Source organism: Burkholderia sp. PAMC 26561 (assembly GCF_001557535.2).
GTDB lineage: Bacteria > Pseudomonadota > Gammaproteobacteria > Burkholderiales > Burkholderiaceae > Caballeronia.
In genome coordinates, this window is record NZ_CP014306.1 from 1667550 (window position 1) to 1687537 (window position 19988).

General features: G+C 58.9%; 18 protein-coding genes. 15 read left to right on the plus strand and 3 right to left on the minus strand.

Translation table 11 applies throughout. From position 1 onward, the window contains the following. Positions 1-282 precede the first annotated feature (282 nt). From AXG89_RS07845 to AXG89_RS07865, 6 genes are all read left to right on the plus strand, one after another. Complete coding sequence (locus AXG89_RS07845; protein ID WP_062169051.1) at positions 283-930, plus strand: response regulator transcription factor; 648 nt, start codon at positions 283-285, stop codon at positions 928-930. Positions 931-1088: 158 nt separating this feature from the next. Further along, complete coding sequence (locus AXG89_RS07850) at positions 1089-1763, plus strand: response regulator transcription factor (protein ID WP_061998384.1); 675 nt, start codon at positions 1089-1091, stop codon at positions 1761-1763. A 60-nt stretch (positions 1764-1823) separates the two neighbouring features. Continuing rightward, the gene (locus tag AXG89_RS42985; protein WP_236873392.1) at positions 1824-2102 is read left to right on the plus strand and encodes a response regulator transcription factor; all 279 of its coding nucleotides are present in this window, start codon (positions 1824-1826) and stop codon (positions 2100-2102) included. A 114-nt stretch (positions 2103-2216) separates the two neighbouring features. After that, a complete protein-coding gene (locus AXG89_RS42990; protein ID WP_236873393.1) occupies positions 2217-2468 on the plus strand; it encodes a response regulator transcription factor in 252 nt (83 codons plus the stop codon). A 204-nt stretch (positions 2469-2672) separates the two neighbouring features. Further along, positions 2673-3431 (plus strand): aquaporin, encoded by a 759-nt coding sequence (locus tag AXG89_RS07860; RefSeq protein ID WP_062169053.1) that lies wholly within the window; start codon positions 2673-2675, stop codon positions 3429-3431. A 29-nt stretch (positions 3432-3460) separates the two neighbouring features. Next, the gene (locus AXG89_RS07865) at positions 3461-7003 is read left to right on the plus strand and encodes an ATP-binding protein (RefSeq protein WP_236873394.1); all 3543 of its coding nucleotides are present in this window, start codon (positions 3461-3463) and stop codon (positions 7001-7003) included. A 94-nt stretch (positions 7004-7097) separates the two neighbouring features. Here AXG89_RS07865 and AXG89_RS07870 read toward each other — a convergent pair whose 3' ends face one another. Next, on the minus strand, positions 7098-8018 hold the full coding sequence (locus tag AXG89_RS07870; protein ID WP_062169055.1) for a LysR family transcriptional regulator: 921 nt from the start codon (positions 8016-8018) through the stop codon (positions 7098-7100). 471 nt (positions 8019-8489) lie between these two features. On the opposite strand from AXG89_RS07870, the gene AXG89_RS07875 reads away from it, so the two are divergent. From AXG89_RS07875 to AXG89_RS07885, 3 genes are all read left to right on the plus strand, one after another. Further along, positions 8490-9623 (plus strand): porin, encoded by a 1134-nt coding sequence (locus AXG89_RS07875; protein WP_061998387.1) that lies wholly within the window; start codon positions 8490-8492, stop codon positions 9621-9623. Positions 9624-9867: 244 nt separating this feature from the next. After that, complete coding sequence (locus AXG89_RS07880) at positions 9868-10263, plus strand: CHRD domain-containing protein (protein ID WP_174363899.1); 396 nt, start codon at positions 9868-9870, stop codon at positions 10261-10263. A gap of 27 nt (positions 10264-10290) precedes the next feature. Then, the gene (locus AXG89_RS07885) at positions 10291-11223 is read left to right on the plus strand and encodes an alpha/beta hydrolase (protein ID WP_062169058.1); all 933 of its coding nucleotides are present in this window, start codon (positions 10291-10293) and stop codon (positions 11221-11223) included. On the opposite strand, the gene AXG89_RS07890 is transcribed toward AXG89_RS07885, so the two are convergent. Beyond that, positions 11193-12035 (minus strand): EcsC family protein, encoded by an 843-nt coding sequence (locus AXG89_RS07890; protein WP_062169060.1) that lies wholly within the window; start codon positions 12033-12035, stop codon positions 11193-11195. The two genes, AXG89_RS07885 and AXG89_RS07890, sit on opposite strands and share 31 nt — an antisense overlap. A gap of 109 nt (positions 12036-12144) precedes the next feature. On the opposite strand from AXG89_RS07890, the gene AXG89_RS07895 reads away from it, so the two are divergent. Continuing rightward, positions 12145-13743, plus strand: a complete 1599-nt coding sequence (locus AXG89_RS07895; RefSeq protein ID WP_062169062.1) for an MDR family MFS transporter — start codon at positions 12145-12147, stop codon at positions 13741-13743. Between the two features lie 49 nt (positions 13744-13792). After that, positions 13793-14263 (plus strand): MarR family winged helix-turn-helix transcriptional regulator, encoded by a 471-nt coding sequence (locus tag AXG89_RS07900; protein ID WP_061998391.1) that lies wholly within the window; start codon positions 13793-13795, stop codon positions 14261-14263. Here the strand turns inward: AXG89_RS07900 and AXG89_RS07905 are convergent. Further along, the gene (locus AXG89_RS07905; protein ID WP_062170414.1) at positions 14260-15534 is read right to left on the minus strand and encodes an amino acid deaminase; all 1275 of its coding nucleotides are present in this window, start codon (positions 15532-15534) and stop codon (positions 14260-14262) included. The genes AXG89_RS07900 and AXG89_RS07905 overlap by 4 nt on opposite strands. Positions 15535-15690: 156 nt before the next feature. On the opposite strand from AXG89_RS07905, the gene AXG89_RS07910 reads away from it, so the two are divergent. The 4 genes from AXG89_RS07910 (at position 15691) to AXG89_RS07925 (ending at position 19816) form a co-directional block, all read left to right on the plus strand. Continuing rightward, on the plus strand, positions 15691-16644 hold the full coding sequence (locus AXG89_RS07910) for a MurR/RpiR family transcriptional regulator (protein ID WP_062169064.1): 954 nt from the start codon (positions 15691-15693) through the stop codon (positions 16642-16644). 1 nt (position 16645) lies between these two features. Continuing rightward, a complete protein-coding gene (locus AXG89_RS07915; RefSeq protein WP_062169066.1) occupies positions 16646-18130 on the plus strand; it encodes an N-acyl-D-amino-acid deacylase family protein in 1485 nt (494 codons plus the stop codon). Between the two features lie 17 nt (positions 18131-18147). Continuing rightward, positions 18148-18534, plus strand: a complete 387-nt coding sequence (locus AXG89_RS07920; RefSeq protein ID WP_062169068.1) for a RidA family protein — start codon at positions 18148-18150, stop codon at positions 18532-18534. Between the two features lie 475 nt (positions 18535-19009). Further along, positions 19010-19816 carry an FkbM family methyltransferase gene (locus AXG89_RS07925; RefSeq protein WP_205583061.1) on the plus strand — a complete coding sequence of 269 codons (807 nt, stop codon included), beginning with the start codon at positions 19010-19012 and terminating at the stop codon, positions 19814-19816. Positions 19817-19988: the final 172 nt, after the last annotated feature.

Sequence of the window (19988 nt, forward strand, 5' to 3'; positions counted from 1 at the left end):
TCGTATTGAGTCGTAAGTCGCCTGAAAATTACTCTCATGACGTTGGTCGCGGCGGGGGCCGCACGCCGGATTACCCTGCAGTGGCGGAGGGCTCGACGCGGCTCAGTGAGGAATAGGTCAAATCTTAGAAAGCACCTCGCTTCGCCGAAGGAACATTGAGAGTGTTCCTATATTGGGCGACTTGTCACCCGTGTTCTTATTCGTAACGGCGTGTTGCCAAAATAATCGTTGCCGGATCGGCCTCGAATTGACCCGATGTGCAAATAAAACTGAGAGGCCGAATTGAAACTGCGAATCGTTCTGGCAGACGATCATCCGTTCGTTTTGCTTGGCATTCGAGCGACCTTCAGTACGGATGAGAACCTGGAAGTCGTTGGCGAGGCCGCAAGCGCTGCCGAGCTGCTGCGATTATTGAGCACCATGTCCTGTGACGTGCTTGTTACGGACTTCGCCATGCCCGAGCTGGGTTCGCAGGCGGAGGACGGGTTGCGCCTCATCAAGCGAGTGCGACGGGACTGGCCGGAGATTCGTATCGTCGTGCTGACCAGCGTGAGCAACGTCGCGATCCTGCGCTCGATCCTGAGCGCGGGCGCAATGGGCCTGCTCAACAAGGTCGAATCGATGGATCAGCTCGCGGCGGCCGTCAAGTTTGCGGGCGTCGGGCGCCGGTATCTGAGTTCATCGGTTGTCGATGCGCTGGCCGTTGCCGGTGCGGAGAACGATCTGCTCGGTGAAGGTCCGCGCCTGTCACCTCGCGAAATCGAAGTAGTACGTATGTTTGCAAGCGGCCTTTCGATTACCGAGATCGCGCAATTCATGAAGCGCGACGTGCGCACCATCAGCCGTCAAAAACGCGACGCCATGAGCAAGCTCGGTGTTCAGAACGATCCCGGATTGTTCGCATTCGCGCGCGCGTACGGCCTCACGTAAATGAGATTTCTTAACTTGAAATGCTTTCAGAGGCATCTTATGTCGATGGCGGCGCGGATCAACGATCCTGCAGCAGGCCACGCAAAAAGAGGCACAGTACAACCCGCCTTGAGCGGACGCATCACCCGGGCGGACATCGGGTTTAAAAAGGTTAGGAAATGATTGCGTTCACTCAACGAATCAGATTGGCGGTCGCCGACGATCATCCATTAGTCGTTCTTGCCATAGAGCGTCTGATTGCCAGTCTTAAAAACATCGAGATCGTGTGCCGCGCGCAGGATTCCACGGGTCTGATCGCATCGCTCGAGCAGGAGAAATGCGACGTTGTCATCATGGATTTCTACATGCCCGGCGGTACGTACGGCGACGGCATAGACTTGATCAAGTTCATTGTTCAGCATCATCCGAAGACCGCAATTGTTGTCCTGTCGATGACAACAGACGCCGACCTCATCGCTCGGGCGCTCGACGCCGGTGCGAACGCCGTGGTCAGCAAACAGGACCGACTGGAATTGATCTACGTGGCCATCGTCAACGTGCTTGCGAAGGAGGAGTACCTTGGGCCGTCGATACGTGAGCTTCTCGCCGGTGCGACTTCGGCGCATCGGGTGGACCAGATCCGGAAAAAGCTCACGCGCCGCGAACTTGACGTAATCGTCCGCTATGCGAGCGGCGAGAACATTACTGAAATAGCGCGTGAGCAGGGTCGTAGCGTCAAGACCATCAGCGCACAGAAATGCGGAGCCATGCGCAAGCTCGAGTTGAACACGGACGCAGAACTTTACCAATTTGCGCTTCAGAGTGGCCTGATTCAAATGCAGCAGTCCGGGTGATAGCTTAAAAGCCGCATCGGAATGCGTAACTCATCACGTAGACAGCGAAAGCATTAACAAGTGGATTCGAAAATCCGGATTATCCTGGCCGATGATCACGCGGCCGTCAGAGAGGGCATCAGTGCCTGGCTTCAGTGCGATCCGCGTGTGGAAGTGGTGGCGACCGCCGGCGACACCGAGTGCCTCGCAGACCTGATCGGACGGTTTCCGTGCGATATCGTGATCTCGGACATCGGCATGCGTGGTATCGACGGCAAGAGCAATGCCATAGCGTTCTTGCGGTCCTTTCTTGGGCAGCCAGAGCGGGCGCGCCTGATCGTCGTCACCATGATTGCGTAACCTCAGATGCTCGCCGGTCTGCTCGAGCTTGGGGCCGACGGCCTCTTGGACAAGCGTGATTGCATTGAGTCCTTGAATGAGGCGATGGCCGCGGTGATTCGCGGCGAGTGCTTTGTGTCAAAGCATGTGGAAGCGCTGCTGAAATCCCATGCCGGGAATAAACCCGGCCGGGCAGGCGTCTTGAGCGCGCGCGAATGGGAAGTGTTCCAGTTGTATGCCGCTGGCAAGTCACTCATTGGCATTGCGGAGCATCTCGGAAGAAGCGTCAAGACCATAGGCACGCAAAGGCGCAACGCCATGCGAAAGCTCGGTCTCGAAACGGAAACGCAACTCCTGAACTATCTCAGGCAGATCGGGCTTTCCTGAGCCGCTCTCGTCGCGCCCGCAGCACCGAGAAAAACGTAAAAACCAATCCTCATTCAGTCAGACGTGTTTAGGAATGCTCTGATTAATCGGACGGATCTTTACGCCCAGACTCGATCTCTTTACTCCCCGATGTTTGCCGTCCCGCGACGATTGCCGTGCGGTTACGCATCGGGCGACGGAGCTCAACGTGGGACGGAAGACGATATGTTCAAGAAGATATTAAGCGAGTGCGTCGGAACGTTTTCGCTCGTCTTTTTCGGTTGCGGCTCCACGGCGCTCGCCAGCGGTTATTTTCGCACGGACCTCGGCCTCATTTGTCAGGCGGTGGCCTTCGGCCTTGCTGCTACCACGCTCGTATATGTGTTGCGTCCCATCTCCGGCGCGCACTTCAATCCAGCGGTAACGGTTGGATTTGCCGTCGCCAATCGATTTTCCGTACGCGATCTCATACCAACTATCGCGGCGCAGGTTTGCGGCGCGATTGCCGGGGCGTGGCTTCTTTATGTTGTGGCCAGCGCGCGGCCTGGCGTGTTGCCGGGTCCCGTTGCACTTGGTGTGAACGGCTACGGCGTTCATTCCCCCGCTCGTTACCAACTGCACGCGGCGTTGATTGTGGAAGTGCTGATGACCTTCGTCTTCGTGCTCGTCAATCTTGCCGTGACGTCGGGCAAACGCATGCGAGCCAGTGGTGCGGCGCTGATCGGGTTGTCTTTGACCTTGTGTTCGCTGCTGGCCATTCCCGTCACGAATGCGTCCCTCAATCCGGCGCGATCGACCGGTCCCGCGCTTGTCATGGGAGGCTGGGCACTCGACCAGTTGTGGCTCTTCTGGGCAGCGCCGCTTGCAGGGGGCGTGCTCGCAGGCTTCTTCTATCCCACGCTCCAGCGCAACGCTTCAGCCGATAACAGTCCCATACAAAACACGGGCCGTGTCGGCGGCGTGCTGGACAAACAGCCGCTATGACCAGCGCGCATCGACCCTTCCTGCACGCCATGTCAACTTCCCCAATACCCCGCCTGGCTCGCGTGATGACGCTGTTCATGCTCGTCCTGATGGGGTCGGGCGTGTCTGCTGATCCAGTGCGTGCCGAACAATCGCTGGATCATTATTCGACACTCACCATCGGTGCTCTCGCAAACGGGACCGCGAAAACGGTGATGCAAGCCAATGGTGAGCCGGTCGGCGTCAGCGCGGATGGTTTGAATGAATCGGCGAGACGTGGATCGCAAACCGGCGAAGAGGCCCCGGCGCTCGACCTCAGCGCCGACGAACGCGCCTACCTGCGCTCGCTGCCGCCACTCGCGCTGGGCATCGACACGAGTTGGGCGCCATTCACCTCCGCCGAGTCCGACGGCCACACCGGCGGAAATGTGCTCGCTTACACGGCTTATTTATCCAGGGCGCTCGATATCGATTTCGATCCGCGCATGTATCCGGACTGGGCCGCGGTATCGAACGCGTTCGGCAACGGACAGGTCGACGTGATCGCGACGCGTCGCGAAGACCAACTGCAGGGCATCGGGCCGGCGCGCGATTTTGAGAACATCGGTTTCGCAGTGCGTCCTGAATACCGCCGGCTCGTGCCGCTGATCGACCACGCATTGCGCGCCATGCCCGCCGCCGACAAGGAAAGGATTCTCCAGGCGAGTCTGGTGGCGTCCGATCCGCTATCGAGCGGATGGAGCGTCAGCGCAATGCGCTTGCTGCCTGTGCTGATTGCCATCGGCGTGATCCTCGGCGTGACGTTGCGTGCATTCGTTCTGCTTCAACGCGAGATGGCCAGGCGCGTCGAGACGGAGCAGCGTCTCGCTACCCAACTTAGCTTCCAGCAGACCATGATGGAAGTCGTGCCCTATCCACTGGTCGCGAAGGACCTGGAGAATCGCTATATCGCGGTGAATCGCGCGTTCGAAAAAATGCTCGGAATCCGGCGCGAGGACGTGATCGGCCACACCGCGCTCGAAGCACAGTCCTGGGGCCCCGAAAACAGCAAGCGCCTGCACGATCTCGTTGGTCAGAGCATCACGAACGGGCAGCGCGAACAAGTTGAATTCGCGTTTCACAACCGTCTGGGCGAACTGCGTCACGCGCTTTTCTGGACCGGCGCATTCAAGGCGGCGGACGGCGCGATGGCAGGCGCGGTCGGCACCATGATCGACATCACGGATATCCGCGACGCCGAAATGCGCGCGCGCGAGAACGAGCGCCGTCTGCACGATGTCACCCGCTCGCTGCCGGCCGTCGTGTTCCAGTTGCGTCGCGCGACAGACGGCACCTACGGGTTCCCGTATGTGGGCGGCGACACGCGGCATCTGTTCGGCCTGGATCTCGCGACGTTGAGCAACGACCAGGTGGCGGGATTGTCGGTGATTCACGCCGAGGACAAACGCAGCGTGCGCGAAACAATCGAGCGTTCAGCGCAGACGCTCGAGCCGATCCACATGGAGTTTCGTTCGATCGCAGACGAAGGCCGCCGGTGGATCCGCGCCGATCTCGTCGCGAATCGAGAGACGGACGGCGCCGTGGTCTGGAACGGTTATTGGATCGACGCGAGCATCGAGCGTGCGCGCGCAGACGAACTCGCCGCGGCGCGCGATGCGGCCGAAGCGGCTTCGCGTGCAAAGGACGATTTCCTCGCGATGATGAGTCACGAAATCCGTACACCGATGAACGGTGTGCTCGGGCTCGTGGAAGTCTTCGAGACCACGCCGCTCAATCCGGACCAGTCGCAGATGCTCGGCATGATCCAGGATTCGGCGAGCGCGCTGCTGCAGATCCTCGATGACCTGCTCGACTATTCGAAGATCGAGGCGGGGCGGCTGACCATCGAATCGATGCCGATCGATTTGCGCGAACTCGTCGATAACGCCGTCGGCCTGCTCGCCGGACGCGCGCACGAAAAGGGTCTGCGCGTGCGTGCTGCCGTGTCGCCGGATGTCGCCGCAAGTCTGCGCGGCGACAGCGTGCGCTTGCGCCAGGTGTTGTTCAACTTGCTGAGCAACGCCATCAAGTTCACGATGAAAGGCGACGTCGCCTTATCGGTGAATATGGTTGCAAGCGCACGCGGTGTGCAGACGGTCGAATTGAGCGTGGAGGACACCGGCATTGGCATTGCAGCCGACGCCCAGGCAAGCCTTTTCGAACCCTTCGTGCAAGCTGAAACGTCCACCACTCGACGCTTCGGCGGCACGGGGCTTGGCCTCACGATCTGCCACAAACTCGTCGAACTGATGGGCGGAACGCTCGAGCTGAAAAGCGAGTTGGGTGTCGGCACGAAGATGACCGTTCGTCTGAGCATGCCGGTGGAAACGACCAGTTATCAGATCGGCGGAATGCGCGGCAAGCGCGGCATCATTGCAATCGATGACCCACGCGTGGCCCGTGCACTCGTGGATTATGGGCAGGCGCTCGGCCTCGAACTCAAGATTCATTCTCGCGATGACGCCACGTTGCGCGATCCGCAAACATTCAATGGTATCGACCTGGTGTTCCTCAGCGATACACACGGGGAAGCGCTGCCGTTGAAAACGCAGGTGATCCACGTCACGGAGAAGCCCAAGCCGACGGGATATCGCATTCTCGAAAACGACATTCGCGTGAGCGTGAATCCGATCTCATGGCGGGGTCTCGGCGCCGCGTGCGTCGCCGCGCTGACAGGCTTGCCGCAGATTGCGTCGCGCGCCACACGCAGTACTGATACAAACATGGAAGCGCCCGATCGCGACCGCGCGATTCGCGCGGGACGGCTTGTGCTCGTGGCAGAGGATCATCCGGTGAACCAGGAGTTGATCCGGCATCAGTTGTCGCTGCTTGGATTTGCCTGCGACATCGTGCCCGATGGCGTGGAAGCGCTTGCTGCACTGAAGCATGGGCATTACGGCTACCTCATCACCGACTGCCATATGCCCAACATGACCGGCTACGAGCTGGCCCGGCGTGTGCGGGCGAGCGAACTGGGCTTGTCGAAGAGACTGCCTATCCTTGGCATCACCGCGAGCACCGCGCCGGAGGAACTTTCCATGTGCCGCGATGCAGGCATGGACGATTGCTTCGTCAAGCCGACCCGTCTCGCTACATTGCGCGATCACTTGAACCGATGGCGCGTGATGGAAAACTCGTCGGCTGCGCCGCAGCCTGATGGAACTGCGGAGCCGCAATCCGCTGCGGGCCCGGACACGGCGACCACTGAAAGCGATGAACTCAATCTCGGCTATATGACGCAACTGTGGGGCAGCGAGACGACCGTGAAGGCGTTGCTCGATGCGTTTGCATCGTCATTTCGCGATGATCTGGAAACGCTCAGGTCATTGCTCGACAACGGCGGTTCGGTCGCGCAATTGCGGGAATGGCATCACCGGGTGATCGGGGCGGCGAGCGTGCTGCAGTACCGGCCATTACAGGTGGCGCTCGATACCTTCCGTCGCGATCTTCTCGACAAACCGGCCACGCGCCGGAACAAAGATGGCGCGGTGCTGATCGCACGCTGCGAAGTGCTGCTCGAAATCATAGAAGGGCAGTGCGCGGCAATGGCGTGAAACGTGTTGCTCGTCATCATGTGCGAAGAGCAAACAAGTGGGCCGGCTCAACCTTCAGTTGTTGAACCGGCCCGTTTCAAATGATTCCGCGCGGTTAGAACAACGCGCTCACTGCCGTGTCTTTCCTGAAATGCGCGATCGTAAAGTCCACGAACGAACGTGTTTTCGCCGATACATGACGGCGCCCCGGATAGACCAGCGACACTTCCTTGTCGGCGTTGTTTACTGTGTAATCGGTCAGGAGGCGCAGCAGCGTGCCGTCCTTGAGATCGTCGGCAATATGGCTTTCGGGAAGTGCCGTGATGCCCATGCCGGACAGTGCGGCTTGCCGCAGCATTTGCGAATTGTTGACCGTGTAATCCGGGTCGATGACGATATCCTCGTCCTCTCCGTTCTCGTTCGTGAACGACCAGGTCGCGCCATGTATATCCGCCGATGGCGACAAGAAAGCGTGCGCCGGCAGATCGCCGGGACGCAATGGCACGCCATGTTTCGAGAGATAGGCAGGCGCCGCCACGATCACGGGCGTCACCTTGAACAGCGGCCGTTTGATCAGCGTGCCGCTATTGACCATGCGCGGCACGACTATGCCGACGTCGAAGCCCTCGTCCACCAGATCGACCGGCCGATGCAACAGCGTGAGCCGCAACTTCACGTTCGGAAATGCCTCGCGATAATCACAAAGCAGCGGCGTGAGTCCGAACAGCGAAAACGATGCCGATGCCACGAGCTTCAGCACGCCCGAAGGATCGAACGAAGTTTGCGACACCGTTGATTCAATCGCCTCCACCTGTTCGATGACCGCGCGGCAGCCCTCGGCATATGAGGCGCCCGCTTCGGTAAGTGACACGCTGCGCGTGGTGCGGTTCAGAAGACGCGTGTTGAGATGCGCCTCGAGTAACGCGACGTACCGTGTGATGACCGCGTTCGACAAATCGAGCACGGCGGCAGCCCGGCCGAACGACCCGGTTTCAGCGACCTTCACGAAAACGCGCATGGCTTGCAAATGATTCATTGACTACCGATGCTCACAGAGTCACCCCGTTCATGTCATATCGAGGCTGAAAAGTCGTGCGTTGAGTTCCTTCTTCAGTCCACTCACTCGCGTGCGCGATGCTAATCCCGCGAAGTTATCCCGGAAATAGGAATGGGACGAAAGCAGCGGAAAGGGCGTGAGTGTCGTGCGGTTGCTACTGTCGCAACTGTGCAACGCATGCAACTAATTAGGTATCCGGACATTAATTCAAGATAGTGAAATTGCCTGATGCGACAACACTTTGCGCGATCGGAAGCGCTACTTTTCGACTTATTCAAAAAGCCTTTTGTGTGTGCCTTGATGGTTTGCCTAAAAGCCCGCGCCCTAAACTTTGTTCAGCCGAATCGCGGTGTCCGGGAAAAGACCGGAAACGAGTCGCCTTGAAGTCAGACAGGAAGGCGGCGCGTTATGCAACCAGTCGAGTCGACAGACTCATTAAAAGGATCAACCATGAAAAAGACTCTGATCGTCGCGGCCGTAGCCGCTTCTTTTGCGACCGCCGCCAACGCGCAAAGCAGCGTTACGCTGTATGGCCTTATTGATGCCGGCTTTACCTATGTGAACAACGAAAAGTCGGCGAACGCAGACAAAGGCAGCGCTGCAGCGTTCCGTCTGTCGAGCGGCAACATCAACGGCAGCCGTTGGGGCCTGCGCGGTGCTGAAGACCTGGGTGGCGGCATGAAGGCCATCTTCACGTTGGAGAACGGTTTCAACATCGGCACCGGCGCTTCGCAACAAGGCGGTCGTGAGTTCGGCCGTCAGGCATATGTCGGTATTTCGACGGCTCAGTTCGGTACGGTGACGTTGGGTCGCCAGTATGACTCGGTGGTCGACTATGTCGCGCCGTTGACGGCTAACGGCAGCTGGGGCGGTACGTATTTCTCCCATCCGTTCGACAACGACAACACGGACAACTCGTTCCGCGTGAACAACTCGGTCAAGTACCAGAGCGCCAACTACGGCGGCCTGACATTCGGTGGCCTGTATGGCTTCTCGAACGAAGCAGGTGGTTTTGCTGATAACCGCGCTTACAGCGCCGGCGCACAGTATGCATACGGCCCGTTCAAGATGGCTGCAGCTTACCTGCAGGTCCAGAATGGCAACAGCGCAAACCTCGGCGGTGCTATCACCGAGACAAACGGTGATCCGCTGATGGCAAACGTTTCGGCACAGACGCAACGTACGTTCGGCGTTGGTGCGAACTACTCGTTCGGCCCCGCAACGGTCGGCGCAGTATGGACGCAAAGCCGCTTCCAGTTCGTTGGTGGTGATTCGACGCTCCGCTACAACAACTACGAAGTGAACGCACGCTACTCGCTGACCCCGGCTCTGGCACTCGGCGCGGCATATACGTACACGGACCGCAAGGGCATGGTTCCGGGCAACGCCAACAACGACCACGCTCGTTACCATCAAGTTGGCCTCCAGACGGACTACGCTTTGTCCAAGCGTACGGACATCTATGCTGAAGGCGTTGTACAGTTGACGGACGGCGACACGGCAGCTCAAGTGTACGGTTCGAACGCTCGCGCAGTACACGGCAACCAGGTGGTGGTGTCGACGGGTCTTCGTCACCGCTTCTAATGGCGTAACGCTGTAAGTTTCACGTTGTAACGAAAAGGCGCCGAAAGGCGCCTTTTCGCTTTTGGGCCTACCGTTTTTCCTGTGAATGCATCCAAGGAAGCGTGTCTCAAAAATGCTCTACTATGACCGCACGATGAGACAGACCACTCATCGACTCGTTGGTTATCCATTAGAGAGCAAAAATATGTTCACGAGATCCGGTTCATTGCACAGCAGACGTCTTGCAAACCTGACCCTGTTGCTGATGTCGTTGACATCCGTTCCAGCTTTTGCCGATAGCGTCGTGTTGCAAGCCAATTTGCAACCTTCGAGCGAAGTGCCGCCGCGGGTAAGCAAGGGGCATGGCGTGCTGAAAGCCACCTTCGATACAACCACCAAAACGCTGCAGTGGAACGTGACGTATGCCGATTTGTCCGGCCCGGCGACCATGGCGCATTTCCACGGTCCGGCGCCTGTCGGGCAGAACGCAAAGGTGCAGGTTCCTATCGATAAAAACGCGTTGCCGAGTCCTATCAACGGCGAGGCGACGCTCTCCGAAGAACAGGCTACCGAACTGATGGCCGGCAAGTACTACTTCAACATACATACTGAAACGAACCCGACGGGCGAGATTCGCGGGCAAGTGATGCCCGCAAACTAGCACCGCTTGGATAAGAGAGGACGGTTCATGAGTTGGCAGAGTACGTTGATGTGTTGGGTCCTGCGCCACAGGATGCGCCCTGCAACCGCCACGCCCGGGATCGATGTAGCCAAGGCACGCGCAATGACATCGAAGCGCGCGTGGTCGCCCAAGGTCCCACGCGGTTGGCATCTTGAAGAAAGATATGCCGAGAGCGACGCGCCCCTTCGTGGCGAATGGCTTTCGCCCGCGGCGCCTTCGGACATCACGATCCTTTATCTGCATGGCGGCGGTTATTACTTTTGCTCGCCGGCGACGCATCGCAACCTCGTGTTCGCGTTTGCCCGGCGTTCCGGCGCGCGCATTTTTTCGCTCGATTACCGGCTCGCGCCCGAGCATCCGTTTCCGGCAGCGCACGATGACGCTCTGGCTGCGTACAGAAAGCTCATCGCCGATGGTGTGGCGCCACAGTCGCTTGTGATTGCCGGCGATTCGGCGGGAGGCGGCCTCGCGCTCGCCGCGCTGCTCGCATTGCGCGATGCCGGCGACCCGATGCCCGCAGGCGCAGTGTTGTTTTCGCCGTGGACGGACCTGGCGGCGACGGGTGCATCGATCACAACCAACAATGGCCGCGACCCCATGTTCTACGGCCGCGCAATCGCGCCGGCGGGCAAGCTTTATACAGGAAGCGCGGATGTCCACAACCCGTATGTATCGCCGTTATATGGACGCTTCGATGGCTTGCCGCCGGTCTTCATCCAGGCGGGCGACACGGAAGTGCTCTTCGACGATTCCACGCGCTTCGTCGAGAAAGCGCAAGCGGCGGGCGTGAACGTAGAGTTTCAAGTCTTGCCGAACATGCCGCACGCTTTACAGATGCTGGCGCCGTTCGTGCCAGAAGCGAACCGGGCGTTGGAACACGCGGCGCAGTTCGTACGCCGCGTAGCGCTTCACCGGCCGCTGGAAATATCGATGGTCTGAAACGCGCGCTCCACCGCGAGCTGTCCATATTGGCGCTCCAGCCGGCGCACGGCGAAATGCCCGTGCGCCATCTGCTGGAAGTGATCGATAAACACCGTATTCACCATTGCCCCGAGCACGGCGCCGATCGCGGGAATCGACTTCGCGGCGACCTGTTCGCTGACCTGCACCGAAAAGCGCGACGCCACCGTCTGCAAGAACTTGAGCAACGCCGTCGAGCCATGTCCGCTCAATCCCTTCGCGGCAATCTCGCTCGTCGCCTTGGATACCGACTGCGCCAGCGTCCCGCGCACGATGAAATAACCAATATCGGCGTTGTCGTCGCTCGAACTCGGGCCGCCCATGCCGAGGACCATCAGGCATTGCAACTGGGTATCGATGAGATGAATGTCTTCGCCTTCACTGCGTGCAATGTCGCAGATCGAGCGGAACATCAACGTGGTCGTGACCGGCAATTCCACCGGTAGCGCGAACATTCCGAACGCGCCGCCCGCCGCGCCGGTCGTCGCCACCGCGAGCTTGTGCATCAGGTTGTGCGGTTTTTCAGGCGGCAGCAGGACGCCATCCACTGAACTTTTGGTCAACGTGCGCAACGCCAGTTGCAGGCATTTCTTGAGCGCGGCCTGCGTGGCGTCATCGATTTTTTCCTGCGCGATGTTCGGCATGCGCGCCATCAGCTTTTCGATGGGCGAGCCCACCACGCTCGCCAGTTTCATCGTCAGGGACGGGCTTTCCAGCGCTTCCTTGGCGCGGCGCAAGGTCGCCAGGTCTTCCGGGGAAAGGGGCGAGACGGAGATTGGCGTCGGTTCCATGATGGTTTTTTCGAAAGGGTCCAGGAAGGATTCAGGCTTTGATTTAGAGCATTATCGCGTGCTATGATTCCCGGTCTGTTGACAAGTCAATCATTGCGGTATCAAAAAAATGGCCGTTCATACTGCCGCGCATCACTCCGCGGGACAAGTACTCCCTTTCCGCGAATCGCTGATGGCGATGCTCGGAATCTGTTTCGTGACCATGCTGGTCGCGCTCGATCAAACCGTCGTCGGCACGGCGTTGCCGACCATCGTTGCCGAGCTTAAAGGTTTCGACCTGTACGCTTGGGTTGCGACCTCGTACTTGCTCACATCGGTCATTACCGTGCCTGTTTTCGGGCGGCTCGGCGATTATTACGGGCGCAAGCCGTTCGTGATTGCATCGATTGTCGTGTTCACCGCAGCGTCTGCGCTTTGCGGCATGGCCAACGACATGCTGTTTCTCGTGCTCGCGCGCGGCCTTCAGGGCATTGGCGGCGGCATGCTGGTCGGAACCGCTTTCGCGTGCATTGCCGATTTGTTCCCCGATTCCGTCGTGCGCCTGCGGTGGCAGGTCATGATGAGCTCGGCGTTCGGTATCGCCAATGCAGTCGGCCCGTCGCTCGGCGGCATCCTGACCCAATATTACGGCTGGCGCTCAGTTTTCTATGTCAATTTGCCCGTCGGATTGATATCGGTGTTCTTCGTCTGGCGCTTCCTGCCGCACCTTCGCCACATCAAGCATGAAGGCAAGATGCGACTTGACTGGCAAGGCGCGGGCCTGATCGCGATTGCGCTGGGTTCGTTGCAGTTGTTCGTCGAGATGTTGCCGAAGCACGGCGTTTCAGCGGGAACGCTGGTGCTGCTGGTGGTGAGCGTAGCGTGCGGTTATGCGCTCTGGAAGTGGGAGCGTCGCTGCGATTACGCCATTCTTCCGGTCGATATGTTCCGCAACAAGAGCCTGTCCGCACTTTTCACGCTGGCGATACTCGGCGGTTTCACGATGTTCTCGCTGCTGTTCTACGCGCCGCTGCTGTTTCAGGGCGGGTTCGGCATGTCGCCAAAGGACGCCGGGCTGATCATCACGCCGCTAGTGGTGTTTATTACTATCGGTAGCATTTTGAACGGGCGGATCGTCACGCGGGTGAAGAACCCGAACGCCATGCTGTATGTCGGTTTCGCGTTGCTCGCACTCTCGTGTCTTGGCGTGGTGATCGCGACGCGCTCCATGCCGCGGCCGCTCTTGATGGGAATCATGGTGCTCGGCGGCATGGGTCTCGGTTTCGTCATGCCTAACCTGACGGTGTTCGCGCAATTGACGGCGGGACGTGAGCATCTGGGGATTGCGACGGCGTTGCTGCAATCGCTGCGCATGATTGGCGGCATGGTCGGCACGGCGCTGACCGGCACGCTGATTACGCATCTCTACGCAAGCGGCGTGCGGCTTTCACTCGATAAAGACAACGCCGGCCACTGGTTCGGCGATCTCAGCGATCCGCAAATCCTCATCAACCACGAAGCGCAGACCACGCTCTTGTCGCAACTGATCGCGGCAGGTCATAACGGCGTTGCGCTGCTGGAATCGGCGCGCGAATCGCTGGTGGCGGCAATCCACATCGGTATTGCAGTGGCGGCCGTCGTTGCGGTGGTCGCCGTGTGGCAATCGCGGCGAGTGCCGCCGGTCCGCCTGAAGGGCACGAAGGTGGAGCCGGCCATCATGGCCGAATGAATTCAATGTTGGACGCGCGGCATACACGCGAAGCAGGGAATCAATCAGCATGGACGAAACGGAACGCATCGCGGTCATTCAGCAGTTCGGACGCACTTATCGTGTGTTCATGCAGTCGTTCGAGTCGCAAGTCGGCCAGCCTATGCCGCGCTGGCGCATCCTGATCGCATTGCACGATCATGCGGGCGAGTTGTCGCAGAAGAAGCTGGTCGAGCGGCTGCGCGTCGATCCGGGCGCGCTCACGCGGCAACTGAAAACGCTCGAGGCGCTGGGCTGGATTGCCCGCAGCGTGGATCAGCGCGACAACCGCATCTCCAACGTGATCCTCACAGATGAAGGCCGCGCGGTCGTCAACGCCGGCCTGCCACGCCGCAACACGTTTCTGAGCGAAACGCTTTCCACGCTGCCCGACGAAGCCATCACGGCGTTATCGGGCGCGCTGCGTGTGCTGGAGCAGCGCATCATCGAGGTCGCGTCGACGTCCTCGGAAAGCGACGCCACGCTCAGCGACAACGCTTAAAACGCCGTCTCGACCACTTCCTTCACGCGATATTTCGCATCGACAATGAGAATTTGACGCCATTTGTCGAAGGTGAGGCACGGGTGCGAGATATCGAACGCAATCATGTCGCCGACCTTGATGTCATCGCCCGGCTTGATTCGCAAGTACGCGTGCTGGTCCATCATGCCGAAGATTTCCCAGCCTTCTCCCGGCGCCACGTCGCGCGGCGATTGCGTGCCGGGGCGGAAGTGGCGTGCGGGTTCGGGCATGCCGGCATCGAAGGCTGCGTCGCGCTTCCCCAAGCCGATGATCACGCGATCCGGTTCCGGAATCGACTGCACGTAAGCCCACAATTGCAACGCCGGTTTCAGCCCTTCGCCCATCTTCTTCGCAATCGGATTGCGCGCAAAAATCTCGTTTTGCGCTTTCTTGTAGACGCCGACGTCGTGCGTCAGGTAACAGCCCGGACGCAGGATCACTTCGATGGCGTCGCTATTCGCCTTCGCGAATTCATCGGCGACGACGTCGTACCAGGCCGATCCCGCGCCCGACAGAATCGCCGGCTTGCGTTCGATCTTGCCCTGCGCGACCAGCTCGCGCGTCACGTCCACCGCGTGCTGTAAAAACGCGCGCACCTTCGACTCATCCTGCAGCACGCCTTCATACAACTCGACGCCCGTCAGCTTCACCGTATCCGGCCAACGCGCGATGGCGGCGAGCACGGCGTCGCGCTGCGCATTATCACGAATGCCGGTGCGGCCGCCTTCCACGCCCAGCTCCAGCAGCACGTTGATCTGCTTGTTCACATCGCTGAAAAACGCGCCGAGCTGATCGACGTTATCCGCCGAATCCACGAGGCAATGGAACTCGAAACCCGGGTCGGTGAGCAGCTCCGCGATCATGCCCATATTGCGTTTGCCGACGAGCTGATTCGCCATCAACACGCGATGCACACCGCCGCGATACGCCGCGCGGACCTGATGCGCCGTCGCAAGGGTGATGCCCCACGCGCCGGCGTCGAGCTGGCGGCGGAACAATTGGGGCGCCATGGTCGTCTTGCCGTGCGGCGCGAGCTTCACGCCGTATTGCGCCACGAACGCCTGCATCCACTTCAGGTTGTACTCCATGCGGTCCGCGTATAGCACGGCGGCGGGCAGGCTCACGTCTTCATCGAGCAGATTCCAGTCGAGACGCGCGGCATCCGCCAGGTGGACGCTTACGCCCGGGACCATGCCGAGACCCTTGCCGAAAGGATCGATTGTCGCCGTCTGATAGTTTGTAACTTTCATGTGCTGCTGCTCCATCGTTCGTTTGTATGTCTTCTGGCTCTTATTTTGAGACGCCGCCTGCATATTCCAGATTGACTCGCTTATGGTACAGAAAGTACGATGCCTGATAAATTGTTATTTAGTACCACGCTCCGCAAACGCGCGCAAAAGGTTGCCATGAACGTGTCGTCCGAACCGCCAGCTTTCGATATCGTCGCCCGGATCGCCGAGCGTGCGCCCGAATTGCGCACGGCGGAGCGCAAGGTCGCAGCACTCATTCTCGACGATCTGACCGGTGCATCGCGCGCGAGCATCGGCGCGCTGGCAAAAAAAGCGGCGGTCAGCATTGCGACCGTGACGCGGTTTGCGAAAGCAGTCGGCTGCGAGGATGTGCGCGAACTGAAGCTGCGGCTGGCGCAAGCGGCGGCCGTCGGGCAGCGGTTCTTGCGCGGCGGTGGTGATCGCAGCAGTGACGACGCGCTCCCCGATTCCCTCGCTTCCCGCATTTTCGACGATATCCAGACTACGCTCGCCCACAATCGCGGCGCATTGCAGGCGGCGCCGATTGCCGCCGCCGCCGATGCCCTCGCTGGCGCCCAGATGATCTACGTCTTCGGCATGGGCGGCGGGTCGACCGCGCTTGCCGATGAAATGCGCTTTCGCCTCGTGCGCCTCGGCCGCCCGGTGGCGTCGTATCAGGATGGTTTGCTGCAGCGGATGGTTGCCGCGACGCTCTCCAAAGATCACGTGGTCGTGGCGTTGTCGGTGACGGGACGCACGCCCGAGATGGTCGAGAGTTGCCGCGTCGCGCGGGAATACGGCGCTCGGGTGATTGCACTGACCGCGCCGGTTTCGCCGCTCGCGCAACTGGCCGACTGGCTGATCCCGGTCATCGCGAACGAAACGGACTTCATCTACAAGCCGTCGACATCCCGATACGCCATGTTGATGGCGCTCGACCTGCTCGTTACCGAACTTGCCGTGAAGCAGGGCGAAACCAGCCGCGAGCTTTTGCGGCGCATGAAACACGCGCTCGACGCGTATCGCGGCGGTGGTGATGAACGGCAGCCGTCCGGCGAGCCATTCGGCGAGCCTTCCGGCGAGTACTTCCGCGAGCCCTTAGGAGACTGAAATGGCATTGGATTCACAAACACACGCCCATACGCTGATCAAGGGCGCACGGGTTATCGATGGAACCGGCGCGCCCGCGGTTCAGCGTGACGTGGCGGTAAAGGACGGGCAGATCGTGGCGATCGGCGCGCTCGATCAATGGACGGCCGACAACGTGGTGGAGGCAGAAGGGCGGGTGCTGGCGCCGGGTTTCATCGACGTTCATACGCACGACGATACCCACGTCATCCGCTCGCCGCAGATGCTGCCGAAGATCTCGCAAGGCGTGACGACGGTGATCGTCGGCAATTGCGGGATCAGCGCGTCGCCGGTGACGCTCAAAGGCGCTCCGCCCGATCCGATGAACTTGCTGGGCGCGCAAGCCGATTTTCAGTACCCGACATTCGCGGCGTATATCGATGCCGTGAACGTTGCGCGTCCGGCCGTGAACGTGGGCGCGTTGATCGGGCACACGGCGCTGCGCAATAACCATATGGACCGGCTGGATCGCGGGGCTTCGCCGGCGGAAATCGACGGCATGCGCGCCCAGCTCGAAGAAGCGTTGGCGCACGGCGCGCTTGGACTGAGCAGCGGTCTTGCCTATGGCTCGGCATTCAATGCGCCGCCGGAAGAAGTAATGGCGCTGGCCGAGCCGCTGGCGCATGCCGGCGCGCTGTACACCACGCACATGCGCACCGAATTCGATGCGATTCTCGACGCGATGGAAGAGGCCTATCAGGTCGGCAAGCATGCGCGCGTTCCGGTCGTGATCTCGCATTTGAAGTGTGCGGGGCCGTCGAACTGGGGCCGCAGCACGGAGGTGTTGAAGTCGCTCGACACGACCCGCGAAGGCCAACCGGTGGGATGCGATTGTTATCCGTACAACCGTAGTTCATCGACGCTCGATGTGAAACAGGTGACCGGCGATATCGACATCACGATCACGTGGTCCACGCCGCATCCCGAGATGGCCGGCAAGCTGATTTCCGAGGTCGCGGCCGAATGGCAAGTCACACAACAGGAGGCGGGCAAGCGCCTGCAGCCGGCGGGCGCCGTGTATCACAACATGTCGGAAGACGACGTGCGGCGGATCTTGTCGCACCCGGCGACGATGGTCGGCTCCGATGGCTTGCCGAATGACCCGCTGCCGCATCCGCGTTTGTGGGGCGCGTTTCCGCGCGTGCTCGGGCACTATGCGCGCGACACGTCGCTCCTGCCTCTTGAGGAGGCGGTGCGCAAGATGACGGGGTTATCGGCACGGCGGTTCGGGCTGGCCGGGCGCGGTCTCGTGAAAGTGGGCTATCACGCGGACCTCGTTCTTTTCGATGCCGATCAAGTCCGCGATACCGCGACGTTCGCCGAGCCGAGGCAGACGGCGGATGGCATCGATGCAGTCTGGGTGAACGGCGTGCTGTCGTATCTGGACGGAGGGGTGACAGGACAACGGGCGGGACAGTTTGTGGCGCGTGGCGAGGGTTCGAAACTCGACGCGCTTGGGCATTTCTAACTTAAAGGATATTGACCATGAAACGATATGGTGTGGAAGGCGGTAAAGGACAAGGCGGTGCGGTGATGCCGTTCTCGCGTGCAGTTGAAGCGGACGGATGGCTGTTCGTATCAGGCCAGACGCCGATGGAAAACGGCGAAGTGATCGAAGGCGGGATCGTTGCTCAATCGCACAAGGCGATTCAGAATGTATTCGCGATCTTGAAAGAAGCCGGATATGGCGCAGAGCATGTCGTTCGTTGCGGCGTCTGGCTCGATGACCCGCGGGATTTCGCGTCGTTCAACAAGGTGTTCAAGGAGTATTTTGGTGAGCATCCGCCGGCGCGCGCTTGCGTGGTTTCGTCGATGGTGATCGACTGCAAGGTCGAAGTGGATTGTGTGGCTTATAAGAAGGCGGTCGAATAAGCGCAAGTCTCATTGGAGTTTGCCTTGAAACAGTCCCGAGCCGGGACTGTTTCTATATTCGTTGGCGTTGGTTGCATGTTTGTCGTTTGGCAAATTTTTTGAAGCGGTTTGTCACTGACCGATTGCGACGCGGGCAGCATTGTCAAGCCAGGAATTGTCGATTACTAATTTCTAGAAAACACGCGTGTTTTTACTGCCAGGGAATGACTTTTGGCTGTTGGAGAGTAAGAATACTGCTGTCCCAACGCATCCTTCTCTTGTTGCTAACCATACGTTTTACTGGTCGAAAATAAGCAGCCTTGCTGATTCCGAAACAGTCTTTGCGCTTAATTTTGAGCAATGATACGTAATTAAAATTAATGAGCACATCCCTTAAGATGATTCTTATAAAATCATATTTTTGCTCATATTCCTTGCCGGAATAACAGAAAAACGATAAAAGCTAGCTTTCAGCAGATTACGAGTAAAAAGCGCGATGATTGAGGAAAACAACGAAATCAAGCTGTATCAAGTCGAGTCGGCGAGGTACTTGCTCACCGCCGGGCAAGACATGATCAATTCGCACCTTAGGGAGGGGAAGGTTTGGGAGTCTATAACACTGCAGATATCTCAGCTTCTTTTAGAGAATATAAACAGCCCGGTCGTTGTCGATGTTGGAGCCAATCTTGGCGCGTTTTCCGTTCCTATCGGAATACACATCAAGGATAAAAACGGCCAACTTCATGCTTTTGAACCCCAGCGCCAAGTGTTTTACCAGCTTTGTGGGAATTTTTTTTCCAATCACTTAAAACACTGTTTCGCCCACCACATGGCTGTTGGCGATTATGACGGCAGCATTGACGTACCCGTACTGGATTTAACAAAGGAAACAAATGTTGGGTCGCTGTCTCTTGATCCAAGCATTCGGCTGGAGCAAAGGATGCTTACCACGCAGCCGACCGAAACAGAGAAGGTGCGCATTGCTACACTCAATAGCCTGAACTTGCCGCACGCAGACTTGATTAAGATCGATGTGGAAGGTCTCGAGCTGGAAGTCTTAAAAGGTGCGAGAAAGTGGCTTGAGCTTTCAGGTTATCCCCCAATTCTGTACGAGGTCTGGGGCGATTATATGAAAGGGCAAGTGGGAAAGAGAAATCGATTGATGAGCCTTGTGCAGAAAGGACTTGGATACGAAACTGTCATGTTCGGCGAGCTATGCATCGCTCAGCATCCGAATCGGAAAACCCTCGAAATCAAGAAAGAGAAAGATAACGGGCTGTCTATTAGAAGAATTGGCGCTTAGTCAAAATTGAATCTTGAAATAATGTCAGTAACGGTCCGAGAAGGTTCTGACAAAAAACGAGTATTCTGGTCAGCACTAGCAATGTTGGAGAGTATTTGAAAAAGAAACGCAGTATTTTTGCTTTTCGTTTATCGAAAACTACATCCGCGAATTCGTCATTCAGTTAGATAAG